Origin of the sequence: Qipengyuania proteolytica, from assembly GCF_019711565.1 — a bacterium.
In the GTDB taxonomy this organism is placed as follows: domain Bacteria; phylum Pseudomonadota; class Alphaproteobacteria; order Sphingomonadales; family Sphingomonadaceae; genus Qipengyuania; species Qipengyuania proteolytica.
The window spans coordinates 229480-242757 of sequence record NZ_JAIGNN010000002.1 but is presented as its reverse complement, the minus strand read 5'-3'; the positions used below and the strand labels follow the sequence as shown (position 1 = coordinate 242757).

Genomic DNA, 13278 nt, shown 5'->3' with positions numbered 1-13278 from the left:
CATGGTCGCGCGCCTCCTGTTCGTTCTAGCACTCCTTGCCGGTCTGTCCGGACCTGCCTCCGCGCAGGACCGCGAGGTGCCCTATTGGGCGACGATCCGTGCGAGCGAGCTCAACATGCGAGTCGGACCGAGCGCAGATTACAAGATCGCCTGGGTTTATCGCCGCCCCGGGCTTCCGGTTAAGGTCATTCGCGTGATGGAAGGCTGGCGCCTGATCGAGGATCCGGCAGGAGACAAGGGGTGGGTGGTCGCCAGGCTGCTGAGCCCCGATCGCGGGGCGATCGTGACTGGTGAAGGGTCGGCTTCCATGCGCGACGGCCCGTCGGCCGCCGCTGGCTTGAAATGGCAGGTCGAGCCCGGAGTCAACGGGTTGCTCGGAGAGTGCGAGAGCGGGTGGTGTGAAATCACCATCGGCAACCGAAAGGGGTGGATCGAGCAACCGCGCCTGTGGGGCGCGGGCGAGCCCTGACACCCTGACAAAAAAGGGCGACCCGGAGGCCGCCCTTTCGGATCTTCTAATCCTGTTCGCGAAGCCTAGCCCTCGACCTTGCGTACCGTGGAAACCACGGAGCCGCCTGCGTCACGCATTTCGAAGCTACCATCTTCGCCTGGCGCGCCGCCCGCATAGCAGGCTTCGGCCTCGTCGCCGGCCGGATCGAAGCACATCTGCGCGCCCTCCTGACGCCATGTACCGCGTTCGGTTTCGGTGCCGTCGACGGTCGAGTCGACATAGGTGCCATCGGCGTTGATCGTCTGGCGGGTTACCGTGCCATCGGCCATCTGGATTTCGTACGTACCGGTCATGTCGCCGGTCGCGGTCGTCCCGACTTCGGGAACGCTCGTATCGACCGGAGCCGGTGCGGGCTCCTCGTTCGATCCACAGGCGGCGAGAGCGACACAGGCCGCGGCGGTCAAAAACAGCTTCTTCAAGACACTTCCCCTTTCGCGGCATCAACGCGCACGCGGCGGGGAAGTGCCCGGAGAATTCAGGCGAGTTCGACGGCCACCGCTGTCGCTTCGCCGCCGCCGATGCAGAGCGAGGCGATGCCGCGCTTCTTGCCCTGCTGCTTGAGCGCATTGAGGAGCGTCACGATAATCCGCGTTCCGCTGGCCCCGATGGGATGACCGAGGGCGGTGCCGCCACCGTTGACGTTGATCTTCTCGTGCGGGATGCCGATGTCGCGCATCGCGAACATGGCGACGCAGGCGAAGGCTTCGTTCACTTCCCAAAGGTCGACATCGTCTGCCGACCAGCCGGCTTTTTCGAGCACCTTGTTGATCGCGCCGACCGGGGCAACGGTAAACTCGCTCGGCTCCTGCGCATGGGCGGCCATGGCGACGATCCTCGCGACCGGCTCCTGGCCATTGGCCCTGGCCACACTCTCGCGCGTCAGGACGACCGCTGCGGCCCCGTCCGAGATCGAGGAGGAGGTGGCTGCAGTGATCGTTCCGTCCTTGGCGAAGGCGGGGCGCAGCTGCGGGATTTTGTCCGGATTGCCGCGACCGGGCGCTTCGTCGGTGTCCACGGTGACGTCGCCCTTGCGGGTCGCCACAGTTACGGCGACGACCTCATCGGCGAACGCGCCGCTCTCGATCGCGGCGTTGGCGCGGCGCAGCGATTCGATCGAGTAATCGTCCATCTGCTCGCGGGTCAGCTGGTATTCGTTCGCCGTGTCCTGCGCGAAGGTGCCCATGGCGCGTCCTTCCTCGTAGGCATCTTCAAGCCCGTCGAGGAACATGTGGTCATACGCGGTGTCATGGCCGATGCGCGCGCCGCTGCGATGCTTCTTCAGCAGGTACGGGGCATTGGTCATGCTCTCCATGCCTCCGGCGACGACGTAGTCCACCGTGCCGCTGGCGAGGGCTTCGGCGCCCATGATCACCGTCTGCATGCCGCTGCCGCAGACCTTGTTGACCGTGGTTGCCTGGACCGACTTGGGCAGGCCGGCCTTGATCGAGGCCTGGCGGGCGGGTGCCTGGCCGAGGCCGGCTGGAAGGACGCAGCCCATGTAGGTGCGATCGAACTTGTCGACCGCGACACCCGAACGCTCGACCGCAGCCTTGACCGCCGTCGCCCCAAGGTCCGTCGCCGAAACATCGGCGAGGGCACCCTGCATGCTCCCCATCGGGGTGCGGGCGTAGGAGAGAATAACGACGGGGTCGGCTGCGCTGAACTGGGTCATGCTTGTGCTGGTCCTCTGGTTCTGGAATATCGTGGGCGCGAGATAGGACACGCGCCGTTGGGGCGCAACATGCACCATGGGAGAATACGATGGCGGACGACAAGAAGAGCGAAATGGAAGCTGTCCTGCGCAAGCAGCGCGCCGCCCACCACCAGATGCGCCCCGAGCTGATGGCGCTGCGCAAGGACCGCATCGAGCGCGCGATGAACCTGCTCAAGAAGCATGGCGACGACCTGTGCAAGGTGATGAGCGCCGACTTCGGCAACCGCTCGCCGCACCAGTCGATGATCACGGACATCGCGGGCACGATCAGCTTCGGCAAATATTGCCTCAAGAACATGGACAAGTGGGCCCGGCCCGAAAAGCGGCATGTGCAGTTCCCGCTCGGCCTGCTCGGCGCGAAGGCGCAGCTGCGCTACGAGCCCAAGGGCGTGATCGGCATCCTGAGCCCGTGGAATTTCCCGGTGAACCTCAGCTTCGGTCCGCTTATGCAGGTTTTCGCTGCGGGCAATCGGGCGATGATCAAGCCGAGCGAATTCACCGAGAAGACCAGCCAGCTGACGCAGGAGCTGGTCGCCGAATACTTCACGCCCGACGAGTGCGCGGTCTTCACCGGCGGTCCGGAAGTGGCGGCGGCTTTTTCCGAGCTGCCGTTCGACCACCTCGTCTTCACCGGTTCGACCGCCACCGGGCGCCGCGTGATGGAAGCGGCGTCGAAGAACCTCGTACCGGTGACGCTCGAGCTCGGAGGCAAGAGCCCGGTGTTCATGGGCGAGAGCGCGGACTTCGCCAAGGCCGGCGAACGCATTGCCCTCGGCAAGATGATGAACGCGGGCCAGATCTGCCTCGCACCCGATTACCTCTACGTGCCCGAAAGCAAGCAGGACGAGGCTATCCACGGCGTGTGGCAGGGCACGGCGAATATGTATCCGACGCTGCTCGAGAACGAAGACTATGCCAGCGTCGTCAGCGACCGCCACTTCGACCGGCTGCAGGGCCTCGTCGCCGACGCGCGCGACAAGGGGGCTGAGGTCATCGAGGTCAACCCCGGGAACGAGGATTTCTCTAACGCCAACCAGCGCAAGATGCCGCTGACGATCCTCAAGGGCGTCACCGACGACATGAAGGCGATGCAGGAGGAAATCTTTGGTCCGGTGCTGCCGGTGAAGACCTACAAGGGCATCGACGAGGCGATCGATTACGTGAACGAACACGATCGCCCGCTCGGCCTCTACTACTTCGGCGAGGATTCCGGCGAGCGGGAAAAGGTCCTCACCAAGACGATCAGCGGCGGCGTCACCGTGAACGACGTGATTTTCCACGTCTCTATGGAAGACCTGCCCTTCGGCGGTGTCGGCCCCTCGGGCATGGGCAGCTATCACGGCGTCGAAGGTTTCCGCGAGTTCAGCCACGCGCGCAGCGTTTATACGCAGCCGAAGATCGACGTGGCCAAGCTCGGCGGGTTCAAGCCGCCCTACGGCGCCGCGACCGAGAAGGCCGTGAAGACCATGATGAAGTGAGGCACCCGGCCCTTGCCGGAGGGTCCGGCAGGGGGCTGGCGTCGTATGCACGGGATTGTGCAGGATTTGCGCCTTGCGCACCCTTGCACCTGTCCGCCGAGCGGCCTAGAGGCGTGCGCGAACCAAGCCCCCGCTTAGGAATCATTCGTGGTCGACCTCGAACAATACCTGCCGATCCTCATCTTCCTGTTCATCGCCGTGGCGCTGTCGGCGGCCTTCGTGTTTCTGCCAATGGGCGTCTCGCGGCTGACCGGCGCACACAATCCCGATGCGGAGAAGCTGAGCGAATACGAGTGCGGCTTCCCCGCCTTCGAAGATCCGCGCAGCCAGTTCGACGTGCGCTTCTACCTCGTGGCGATCCTGTTCATCATCTTCGACCTCGAAGCCGCGTTCCTCTTTCCCTGGGCGGTCAGCCTCGACCTGACCGGCTGGCCGGGCTGGATCACCATGATGGTGTTCCTCGGCGAACTCGCGATCGGCCTCGCCTATGCGTGGAAGGTCGGCGCGCTGGAGTGGGAGTGAGCGCATGAGCCAGTCGACCATCATCACCCCGCCGAATGCCGTTCCTTCCGCACAGCCAGGTGAAGTGCGCCAGCCGGACGCGGATTATTTCAACGCGCTCCAGACCGAAGTGAACGACAAGGGATTCCTGGTCACTTCGACCGAGGACCTGTTCCAGTGGGCGCGCACCGGATCGCTGTGGTGGATGACCTTCGGCCTCGCCTGCTGCGCGGTCGAGATGATCCACGTCAACATGCCGCGCTACGACATGGAGCGCTTCGGCGTCGCCCCGCGCGCGTCGCCGCGCCAGTCGGACGTGATGATCGTCGCGGGCACGCTGTGCAACAAGATGGCCCCGGCGCTGCGCAAGGTCTACGACCAGATGTCGGATCCGAAATACGTGATCTCGATGGGCAGCTGCGCCAATGGTGGCGGCTATTACCACTACAGCTACAGCGTCGTGCGCGGCTGCGACCGGATCGTTCCGGTCGACATTTACGTGCCCGGCTGTCCTCCGACGGCCGAGGCGCTGCTCTACGGCGTCATGCAGCTGCAGCGCAAGATCCGCCGCGTCGGCACGATCGAGAGGTAAGGGCGATGGCTACACTGCATTCTGCGCCCCGCTTCACGCGGATCGACGGGTTGAAGGACGCGCTCTCGCAGGCGCTCGGCGATCATCTGGTCGAAGCGCATGAGGAGCATGGCGAACTGCTGCTGCACGTGAAGCGCGACAGCGTCGAGGACGCACTGCGCGTGCTGCGCGATGATCACGCCTACCAGCAGCTGATGGAAATCGCCGGGGCCGACTATCCGAGCCGCGCCGAACGGTTCGAAGTCGTCTACATGCTGCTCAGCCTCACGAAGAACAGCCGCATCATCGTGAAGTGCCGCGCGAGCGAGGACACGCCCGTGCCGACCGTCACGACGCTATGGCCGAACGCCGGCTGGCTCGAGCGCGAAGTGTTCGACATGTACGGCGTGCTCTTCGCCGGCAATACCGACCTCCGCCGCATCCTGACCGACTACGGTTTCGAAGGGCATCCCTTCCGCAAGGACTTCCCGCTGACCGGCTTTACCGAGCTGCGCTATTCGGAAGACCTGAAGCGGGTCGTGTACGAGCCGGTCGAGCTTGCGCAGGACCTGCGCCAGTTCGACTTCATGTCGCCATGGGAAGGCGCGGATTACGTGCTGCCGGGCGACGAGAAGGCGGATACGCCGCCGGTCAACGACCCGAAGACGACCGAGAAGCCGTCCGACACCGGTGCTGGCGCGAAGACCGATGCCAAGGCCGCCGAAAAGGTCAGCGCCAAGGCTCCGGCCGAGCAAGATGGCGGCAAGGACGCCGAGGCTCCCGAGCCGACCGAGGACCGCCCTGCGCGCGCCAAGCGCAAGGGGAAGGCATCAGGCACCGCCAAGGCGACAGAACCCGAGGCCAAGCCTGCCGCGAAGAAGAAGCCTGCCGCGGCAAAGAAGGCCCAGGCGAAGCGCAAGGCTCCTGCCAAGAAGAAGGACGATCAGTGATGCGTGCTCTTCTCCCCATCGCCCTGCTGGCGCTTGCTGCCTGTTCGCAATCGAACGACCAGGAAAGCGCCGACGATTTCGCCAGCCGAATCGGCTCGGGCGAGATCGACCCGTCGCAGGCCGATCCGAATGCGCCCAATACGGCCGTAAAATCGCCGCCGCCCGGTGCCAATCTCACCCAGCTGCAGCAGTTGGGCGACGTCGCGGGCGTCAACCTCGGGCCGCGTCAGGGCGGCTGTACCTTCATGGTCGGCAGCCAGGAAATGATCATCGCCGCGGGCATGAACGAGGCGACCCTGCCGGGTAAGGCGGTGGTCCGCGTCGGCAACACGCTGGTGATGATGGACGCCGGCCCCGGCGGGCTCGAAGGCATCAAGAACGGCACGAAGTTCGAAGGCGAGGGCTTCTCGCTCGCCATGTCGGTCGCGGCCGGTGCCGGCCAGAGCCGCAATGCGAATGTCGTGATGCGCGATGCCGCGGGCAACACCAGCCAGTATTCGGGCAAGTGGATCTGCGCATGAGCATGCAACTCGAACAGTCGCCGACCACCGGTGACGAGGTCATCACCAACTACACGATCAACTTCGGGCCCCAGCACCCCGCGGCGCACGGCGTGCTGCGCATGGTCATGGAACTCGACGGCGAGATTATCGAACGCATCGATCCGCACGTGGGCCTGCTGCACCGCGGCACCGAAAAGCTGATCGAGCACAAGACGTACTTGCAGGCGCTGCCCTATTTCGACCGGCTGGACTATTGCTCGCCGCTCTGCATGGAGCACAGCTACGTCCTCGCGATCGAGAAGCTGCTGAATGTCGAGGTGCCGATCCGCGCGCAATACCTGCGCGTGCTGTTCGCCGAGCTGACGCGCATCTGCAACCACATGCTCAACATCGGCGCGCACGTCATGGACGTCGGCGCGATGACGCCAAACCTGTGGGTTTTCGAGCTGCGCGAAGACTGCATGAACTTCTTCGAGCGGGCCTCTGGTGCGCGCATGCACTCGGCATGGTTCCGCCCCGGCGGCGTCCACCAGGACGTGCCGGAGAAGCTGCTGGTCGACATCGGCGAATGGCTCGACACGCGCCTGCCCGAACTGTTCGGCGACGCCATGAGCCTCGTGCTCGACAACCGCATCTTCAAGCAGCGCAATGTCGATATCGCCGTGGTCAGCAAGGACGACGCTGTCGCCTGGGGCTTCTCCGGCCCGATGATCCGCGCCGCGGGCATCCCGTGGGACCTGCGCAAGTCGCAGCCCTATGACGTCTACGACCGGATGGAGTTCGACATTCCCGTCGGCACCAATTCGGACTGCTACGACCGCTTCGTGGTCCGCGTGAAGGAAGTCTACGAGAGCAAGAAGATCATCAAGCAGTGCCTCGCGGAGATGCCGCAGGGCCCGATCTGCTCCGACGACCGCAAGGTTGCGCCGCCCAAGCGCGCCGAGATGAAGCAGTCGATGGAAGCGCTGATCCATCACTTCAAGCTCTACACCGAGGGCTTCCACGTGCCCGCGGGCGAAGTCTATGTCGCCACCGAGAGCCCCAAGGGCGAATTCGGCGTCTACCTCGTCAGCGACGGCTCGAACAAACCCTATCGCTGCAAGATCCGTCCGACGGCCTTCAGCCACCTGCAAGCAATGGATTTCATGAGCAAAGGCCACATGCTGCCCGATGCCACCGCCATCCTCGGCGCAATCGATGTCGTGTTTGGGGAGTGTGACCGCTAATGGCTGACCGTTCCCCCGCACCCGACACCCCCGAACTGCGCGAGCGCTGGGGCGCTTTCGAGTTCAACGAAAGCTACCGCGCCAAGGCGGACAAGGCGATTGCGCGCTATCCGGAAGGGCGCCAGAAATCGGCGGTGATGCCGCTGCTCGACCTTGCCCAGCGCCAGGTCGGTGAAGAGACGAACACGCAGGGCTGGCTGCCGCTGCCGGTGATCGAATATGTCGCCGACTATCTCGACATGCCGGTGATCCGCGTGCTCGAGGTCGCGACCTTCTACTTCATGTACAACATGAAGCCCGTGGGTAAGTACCACGTGCAGGTCTGCGGCACGACGCCCTGCATGCTGCGCGGCTCGGACGGGCTGTTCGAAACCTGCAAGAAGCGCGGCATGAGCAAGGGCCACGTCTCCGAAGACGGCCTTTGGACCCTCACCGAAGTCGAATGCATGGGCAATTGCGCCACCGCGCCGATGGTCCAGATCAACGACGACAATTACGAGGACCTTACGCCCGAACGGCTCGACGCGATCCTCGACGCGCTGGCCGCGGGCGAGCAGCCCAAGACCGGCACGCAGATCGAAGGCAAGCGCACCAGCGAGCCCGAAGGCGGCCCGACCACGCTCAAGGACATGGTCGACGCCAATCACGATTACCGGGGCGAATGGTGATGGATAGCAACATCATCTCCATCATCGTCGCGCTGATCCTGATCGTGGTCGCGTGGAAGGTCTTCAAGGGCGTCGTCAAGACTGTCGTCCTCGCCGCGATCCTCATCGCCGTCGCCATCTTCGTTTTCGGAGGGTTCGCCTGATGCTTGCCGATAAGGACCGCATCTTCACCAACCTCTACGGCTTCCAGGACTGGGGCCTCAAGGCGGCGCAGCAGCGCGGCGACTGGGACGATACCAAGTCGCTGATCGCGCGCGGGCAGGACTCGATCATCGAAGAAGTGAAGGCCTCGGGCCTGCGCGGCAGAGGCGGCGCTGGCTTCCCGACCGGCCTCAAATGGTCGTTCATGCCGAAGGAAAGCAAGGACGGTCGTCCCAGCTTCCTCGTCATCAATGCCGACGAATCCGAACCCGGTTCGTGCAAGGACCGTGAAATCATCCGCCACGATCCGCACAAGCTGATCGAAGGCGCGCTGGTCGCCGGCTTCGCCATGCGGGCGAGGGCGGCCTATGTTTACATCCGCGGCGAATATATCCGCGAGGCCGAGACGCTGCAGGCTGCCATCGACGAGGCCTACGACGCGGGCCTGATTGGCAAGAATGCCTCGAAGTCGGGCTACGATTTCGACGTCTTCCTGCACCGCGGTGCGGGCGCCTACATCTGCGGCGAAGAAACCGCGATGATCGAAAGCCTCGAAGGCAAGAAGGGCCAGCCGCGCCTCAAGCCGCCGTTCCCGGCAGGCGCGGGTCTCTATGGCTGCCCGACCACGGTGAACAACGTGGAATCGATCGCCGTGGTCCCGACCATCCTGCGCCGCGGCGCAAGCTGGTTCGCGAGCTTCGGGCGCGAGAACAACAAGGGCACCAAGCTCTTCCAGATCAGCGGGCACGTGAACAAGCCCTGCGTGGTCGAGGAAGCGCTCAGCATTCCGTTCAGCGAGCTGATCGAGAAGCACTGCGGCGGCATTCGCGGCGGCAAGGACAACCTCCTCGCGGTGATCCCCGGCGGTTCCTCGGTTCCGCTGGTGCCGGCTGAGCAGATCTGGGACGCGCCGATGGATTTCGACGGGCTCAAGGACCTCGGCTCGGGCCTCGGCACCGCCGGTGTCATCGTGATGGACAAGTCGACCGACATCGTCCGCGCGATCAGCCGCCTCAGCTATTTCTACAAGCACGAGAGCTGCGGCCAGTGCACCCCCTGCCGCGAAGGCACCGGCTGGATGTGGCGCATGATGGAACGCCTGCGCACCGGCGATGCGGCGATCGAGGAAATCGACATGCTGCAGCAGGTCACCAAGCAGGTCGAAGGCCACACCATCTGCGCGCTGGGCGACGCGGCGGCCTGGCCGATCCAGGGCCTCATCCGCCACTTCCGCCCGGAACTCGAACGCCGGATCGAAGAACACAACGCCAAGTTTGCCGAGGCAGCCGAATAATGCCCAAGGTCACCGTAGACGGTCAGGAAATCGAGGTTCCGGACGGCGCCACCGTCCTGCAGGCGTGCGAGCTTGCGGGGAAGGAAATCCCGCGCTTCTGCTATCACGAGCGGCTGAGCATCGCCGGCAACTGCCGCATGTGCCTGGTCGAGGTGAAGCCCGGACCGCCCAAGCCGCAGGCGAGCTGCGCACTGCCGGCCACCGAGGGCCAGGAAATCCGCACCGACAGCCAGATGGTCAAGACCGCGCGCGAAGGGGTGATGGAGTTCCTCCTCATCAACCACCCGCTCGATTGCCCGATCTGCGACCAGGGCGGCGAATGCGACCTGCAGGACCAGTCGATAACCTATGGGCGCGGCGCGACGCGCTATGAAGAAAATAAGCGCGCGGTCACCGAGAAATACATGGGCCCGCTGATCAAGACGGTCATGACCCGCTGCATCCACTGCACCCGCTGTGTGCGCTTCTCCGAAGAGATCGCCGGCGTGGACGAAATCGGCGCGCTCTATCGCGGCGAGGACATGCAGATCACGACCTATCTCGAGCAGGCGGCCGAGCACGAGCTGTCGGCCAACGTGATCGACCTCTGCCCGGTCGGTGCACTCACGTCGCGCCCCTATGCCTTCGAAGCGCGTCCGTGGGAGCTCAAGAAGACGCTCAGCATCGACGTGTCGGATGCGGTCGGTTCGAACATCCGCCTCGACAGCCGCGGCCGCGAAGTCATGCGCGCGCTTCCGCGCATCAATGACGACGTGAACGAGGAGTGGATCTCCGACAAGGCGCGCTATCAGGTCGACGGCCTGACCAAGCGCCGCCTCGACAAGGTCTTCATGCGCAAGCGGGGCAAGCTCCAGCCCGCCAGCTGGGACGAGGCCTTCAAGGCCATCGCCAAGGCAAAGCCGGGCAAGAGCATTGCAGCCGTTGCCGGCGACATGGTCGATTGCGAAACCATGTTCGCAGCCAAGGCGCTGCTCAAGGCTTGCGGTTCGAGCCTGATCGAAGGCCGCCAGACCGGCATGGATTACGACGTGTCGAACCTCGCGGCGGTGAATTTCAATTCGACCTTCGCGGGGATCGAGCAGGCCGATGCGATCCTGATCGTCGGCAGCCACGTTCGCTGGGAAGCTCCGCTCGTCAACGTGCGCATCCGCAAGGCGGTGAAGCGCGGCGCGAAGGTGTTTGTCGTCGGTCCCTATTGGGAAACGACCTATCCGGCGGAATTCCTTGGCGAAGAGCTGGGCGTCCTCAACAAGCTGCCAGATGCAGTCGCCGAAGCGTTCAAGAACGCCGGGAAGCCTGCGATCATCCTCGGCGGGGCTGCGCTCAAGGGGGCCCACGGCAAGGCACTGGCGCTGGCCCACGAGTTCGGCGCGGCGTTTAACGTCCTCCACTTCAGCGCCGCGCGTATGGGCGGGCTGATGCTCGGCTTCGCACAGAAGGGCGGGATGAAGGACATTGCGGCGGCCAAGCCCAAGGTCGTCCTCAGCCTCGGCGCGGACGAGATGGATTTCGAACCCTTCGCCGACGCGATCAAGGTCTACATCGGCCACCACGGCGACAAGGGCGCGCATGCGGCGGATATCATCCTGCCCGCGGCGAGCTATGCCGAGAAGGACGGGACCTACGTCAACACCGAAGGCCGCGTGCAGTTCGCCGAGAAGGCCGTCTTTGCGCCGGGTGACGCGCGTGAAGACTGGACGATCCTGCGCGCGCTGGCCGATGCGTTGGGCGTAAACGTCGGCTTCGACAGCTTCGCCGAATTGCAGGCTGCGATGATCGCGGAAGTCCCGGCGCTAGGCGAGGAAGGGCTCGCCGATTACGGCGCGCTGCCCAAGGCGGACGCCAAGGCGAAGGCGGAAGGCACGATCAGCGCCTATCCGATCAAGGATTTCTACCTCACCAACCCGATCGCCCGCGCCAGCGAGGTGATGCAGCGCTGCTCGGCAGAACTGCTCCACGGCGGCGACCTGGCGGAGGCAGCGGAATGAGTACGATGCTTATCGTCATTGCGGCCATTGCTGTGACATTTGTCGCCTTGCTCGGGCTGGCGCGCGTCTCGATGTGGATGACCGACCGAAAAGACGTGGCTGGATCAAACAGCTGGTTCGAGTCCGGTCAAGGCAACCCTGATGGCTATGGCGACTTCGCTGGTGGCGGAGACGGAGACCAATGACCGAATTCTTCCAATCCCTCGGCATGAGCTACGAAGCGGCGTGGTTTACCGCCACGATCGCGGGCATCCTGCTGATCGCGCTGCCGGTGATGCTGGCGGTCGCCATGGTGATCTACGTCGACCGCAAGGTCTGGGCCGCGATCAACCTGCGTCGCGGCCCGAACGTGGTCGGCCCGTTTGGCATCCTGCAAAGCTTCGCCGACGCGCTGAAGGTGATGCTGCAGGAAACGATCATCCCCTCGGCCGCGAACAAGGGCATCTTCATCCTCGCGCCGATCGTGACCTTCACCGTGGCGCTCGCCGCCTGGGCAGTGGTGCCGTTCAGCGCGGAAGCCGTGCTGGCGGACATCAATGTCGGCCTGCTCTACATTCTCGCGATCAGTTCTTTGTCCGTTTACGGCGTGGTGATGGCGGGCTGGGCGTCGAACTCGAAGTACCCGTTCTTCTCCGCCATGCGCGCCGCCGCGCAGATGATCTCCTATGAAGTCTCGATCGGCTTCATTCTCGTCTGCGTCGTGCTGTTCGCCGGGACCTTCAACCTCAACGACATCGTGCGCGCGCAGGAAGGCTTCGGGCTGGGCTTCATCAACGCCTATGTCGTTCATCCTTTGCTGTTCCCGATGTGGGTGGTGTTCTTCATCTCCAGCCTTGCCGAAACGCAGCGCGTGCCCTTCGACCTGACGGAAGCCGAGTCCGAGCTCGTCGCCGGTTACCAGACCGAATACAGCTCGATGGCCTTCGCCATGTTCTGGCTCGGCGAATACGCCAACATCCTGCTGATGTGCATGCTCAACGCGCTGCTGTTCTGGGGCGGGTGGCTGCCGCCGATCGACTGGGAGCCGCTCTACGCCGTCCCGGGCATCGTCTGGCTGTTGCTGAAGGGCTTCATGTTCTTCTTCTTCTTCAGCTGGGTCATGGCGACCGTGCCGCGCTACCGCTACGACCAGCTGATGCGCCTCGGCTGGAAGGTCTTCCTGCCGATGAGCCTGATCTTCATCGTCGTCATTTCCGGTTACCTGATGGCGACCGGCCACTTCGGAGCCGCCGCATGAGCGTCGCGCACCTCATCAAGTCGTTCACCCTGTGGGAGTTCGTGAAGGCGCACGCCCTTACGCTGAAGTATTTCTTCAAGCCCAAGGTGACGATCAACTACCCGTTCGAAAAGAACCCGATCAGCCCGCGTTTCCGCGGCGAGCATGCGCTGCGTCGCTACGCCAACGGCGAAGAGCGCTGCATCGCCTGCAAGCTGTGCGAGGCGATCTGCCCCGCGCAGGCGATCACGATCGAGAGCGAACCGCGCGAGGACGGCAGCCGCCGCACCACGCGCTACGACATCGACATGACCAAGTGCATCTATTGCGGTTTCTGCCAGGAAGCCTGCCCGGTGGATGCCATCGTCGAGGGTCCGAACTTCGAATACGCGACCGAAACGCGCGAGGAACTGCTGTACGACAAGGCGAAACTGCTGGCCAACGGGGACAAGTGGGAGCGGGCAATCGCCGCGAACCTTGAAGCCGACGCGCCCTATCGCTAACCGCCGCGCCAACG

The 13278-nt window shown here is 64.2% G+C and carries 16 protein-coding genes; 14 read left to right on the top strand and 2 right to left on the bottom strand.

The genetic code is table 11. From position 1 onward, the window contains the following. The first annotated feature begins 1 nt into the window (after nt 1). Nucleotides 2-469: an SH3 domain-containing protein gene (locus K3172_RS10070; RefSeq protein ID WP_221589659.1), complete on the top strand. Its 468-nt coding sequence runs from the start codon at nt 2-4 to the stop codon at nt 467-469. 65 nt (nt 470-534) lie between these two features. Here the strand turns inward: K3172_RS10070 and K3172_RS10065 are convergent, their stop codons facing one another. Further along, on the bottom strand, nt 535-930 hold the full coding sequence (locus K3172_RS10065; RefSeq protein ID WP_221589657.1) for a hypothetical protein: 396 nt from the start codon (nt 928-930) through the stop codon (nt 535-537). Between the two features lie 56 nt (nt 931-986). After that, complete coding sequence (locus K3172_RS10060; protein WP_221589655.1) at nt 987-2183, bottom strand: thiolase family protein; 1197 nt, start codon at nt 2181-2183, stop codon at nt 987-989. Nucleotides 2184-2272: 89 nt separating this feature from the next. On the opposite strand from K3172_RS10060, the gene K3172_RS10055 reads away from it, so the two are divergent. The 13 genes from K3172_RS10055 (at nt 2273) to nuoI (ending at nt 13264) form a co-directional block, all read left to right on the top strand. Then, nucleotides 2273-3703, top strand: a complete 1431-nt coding sequence (locus K3172_RS10055; protein ID WP_221589653.1) for a coniferyl aldehyde dehydrogenase — start codon at nt 2273-2275, stop codon at nt 3701-3703. A 147-nt stretch (nt 3704-3850) separates the two neighbouring features. Next, nucleotides 3851-4225: an NADH-quinone oxidoreductase subunit A gene (gene ndhC, locus K3172_RS10050; protein WP_221589650.1), complete on the top strand. Its 375-nt coding sequence runs from the start codon at nt 3851-3853 to the stop codon at nt 4223-4225. A gap of 4 nt (nt 4226-4229) precedes the next feature. Continuing rightward, a complete protein-coding gene (locus K3172_RS10045; RefSeq protein ID WP_221589648.1) occupies nt 4230-4796 on the top strand; it encodes a NuoB/complex I 20 kDa subunit family protein in 567 nt (188 codons plus the stop codon). Between the two features lie 5 nt (nt 4797-4801). Next, nucleotides 4802-5725, top strand: coding sequence for an NADH-quinone oxidoreductase subunit C (locus K3172_RS10040; RefSeq protein WP_221589646.1), 924 nt, complete (start codon nt 4802-4804; stop codon nt 5723-5725). Further along, the gene (locus tag K3172_RS10035) at nt 5725-6246 is read left to right on the top strand and encodes a hypothetical protein (RefSeq protein ID WP_221589644.1); all 522 of its coding nucleotides are present in this window, start codon (nt 5725-5727) and stop codon (nt 6244-6246) included. Before K3172_RS10040 ends, K3172_RS10035 begins: the two co-directional genes overlap by 1 nt. Continuing rightward, a complete protein-coding gene (locus K3172_RS10030; protein ID WP_221589642.1) occupies nt 6243-7454 on the top strand; it encodes an NADH-quinone oxidoreductase subunit D in 1212 nt (403 codons plus the stop codon). The genes K3172_RS10035 and K3172_RS10030 overlap by 4 nt, the downstream gene beginning before the upstream one ends. Continuing rightward, on the top strand, nt 7454-8122 hold the full coding sequence (gene nuoE / locus K3172_RS10025; protein ID WP_221589641.1) for an NADH-quinone oxidoreductase subunit NuoE: 669 nt from the start codon (nt 7454-7456) through the stop codon (nt 8120-8122). Before K3172_RS10030 ends, nuoE begins: the two co-directional genes overlap by 1 nt. Next, nucleotides 8122-8265 (top strand): hypothetical protein, encoded by a 144-nt coding sequence (locus K3172_RS10020; RefSeq protein WP_221589639.1) that lies wholly within the window; start codon nt 8122-8124, stop codon nt 8263-8265. Before nuoE ends, K3172_RS10020 begins: the two co-directional genes overlap by 1 nt. After that, nucleotides 8265-9557 (top strand): NADH-quinone oxidoreductase subunit NuoF, encoded by a 1293-nt coding sequence (nuoF, locus tag K3172_RS10015; RefSeq protein ID WP_221589637.1) that lies wholly within the window; start codon nt 8265-8267, stop codon nt 9555-9557. The genes K3172_RS10020 and nuoF overlap by 1 nt, the downstream gene beginning before the upstream one ends. Beyond that, nucleotides 9557-11545 (top strand): NADH-quinone oxidoreductase subunit NuoG, encoded by a 1989-nt coding sequence (gene nuoG / locus K3172_RS10010; protein WP_221589635.1) that lies wholly within the window; start codon nt 9557-9559, stop codon nt 11543-11545. Before nuoF ends, nuoG begins: the two co-directional genes overlap by 1 nt. Then, the gene (locus K3172_RS10005; protein ID WP_221589633.1) at nt 11542-11730 is read left to right on the top strand and encodes a hypothetical protein; all 189 of its coding nucleotides are present in this window, start codon (nt 11542-11544) and stop codon (nt 11728-11730) included. The genes nuoG and K3172_RS10005 overlap by 4 nt, the downstream gene beginning before the upstream one ends. Continuing rightward, nucleotides 11727-12782: an NADH-quinone oxidoreductase subunit NuoH gene (nuoH, locus tag K3172_RS10000; protein ID WP_221589631.1), complete on the top strand. Its 1056-nt coding sequence runs from the start codon at nt 11727-11729 to the stop codon at nt 12780-12782. Before K3172_RS10005 ends, nuoH begins: the two co-directional genes overlap by 4 nt. After that, complete coding sequence (gene nuoI / locus K3172_RS09995; RefSeq protein WP_221589629.1) at nt 12779-13264, top strand: NADH-quinone oxidoreductase subunit NuoI; 486 nt, start codon at nt 12779-12781, stop codon at nt 13262-13264. Before nuoH ends, nuoI begins: the two co-directional genes overlap by 4 nt. Nucleotides 13265-13278: the final 14 nt, after the last annotated feature.

Coding starts and splice junctions, on each gene's coding strand:
- K3172_RS10070 (WP_221589659.1), top strand. CDS start 2: ATGGTCGCGCGCCTCCTGTTCGTTCTAGCACTCCTTGCCGGTCTGTCC.
- nuoH (WP_221589631.1), top strand. CDS start 11,727: ATGACCGAATTCTTCCAATCCCTCGGCATGAGCTACGAAGCGGCGTGG.
- K3172_RS10055 (WP_221589653.1), top strand. CDS start 2,273: ATGGCGGACGACAAGAAGAGCGAAATGGAAGCTGTCCTGCGCAAGCAG.
- K3172_RS10005 (WP_221589633.1), top strand. CDS start 11,542: ATGAGTACGATGCTTATCGTCATTGCGGCCATTGCTGTGACATTTGTC.
- K3172_RS10060 (WP_221589655.1), bottom strand. CDS start 2,183: ATGACCCAGTTCAGCGCAGCCGACCCCGTCGTTATTCTCTCCTACGCC.
- nuoE (WP_221589641.1), top strand. CDS start 7,454: ATGGCTGACCGTTCCCCCGCACCCGACACCCCCGAACTGCGCGAGCGC.
- nuoG (WP_221589635.1), top strand. CDS start 9,557: ATGCCCAAGGTCACCGTAGACGGTCAGGAAATCGAGGTTCCGGACGGC.
- K3172_RS10035 (WP_221589644.1), top strand. CDS start 5,725: ATGCGTGCTCTTCTCCCCATCGCCCTGCTGGCGCTTGCTGCCTGTTCG.
- K3172_RS10020 (WP_221589639.1), top strand. CDS start 8,122: ATGGATAGCAACATCATCTCCATCATCGTCGCGCTGATCCTGATCGTG.
- K3172_RS10045 (WP_221589648.1), top strand. CDS start 4,230: ATGAGCCAGTCGACCATCATCACCCCGCCGAATGCCGTTCCTTCCGCA.
- nuoF (WP_221589637.1), top strand. CDS start 8,265: ATGCTTGCCGATAAGGACCGCATCTTCACCAACCTCTACGGCTTCCAG.
- K3172_RS10030 (WP_221589642.1), top strand. CDS start 6,243: ATGAGCATGCAACTCGAACAGTCGCCGACCACCGGTGACGAGGTCATC.
- nuoI (WP_221589629.1), top strand. CDS start 12,779: ATGAGCGTCGCGCACCTCATCAAGTCGTTCACCCTGTGGGAGTTCGTG.
- K3172_RS10040 (WP_221589646.1), top strand. CDS start 4,802: ATGGCTACACTGCATTCTGCGCCCCGCTTCACGCGGATCGACGGGTTG.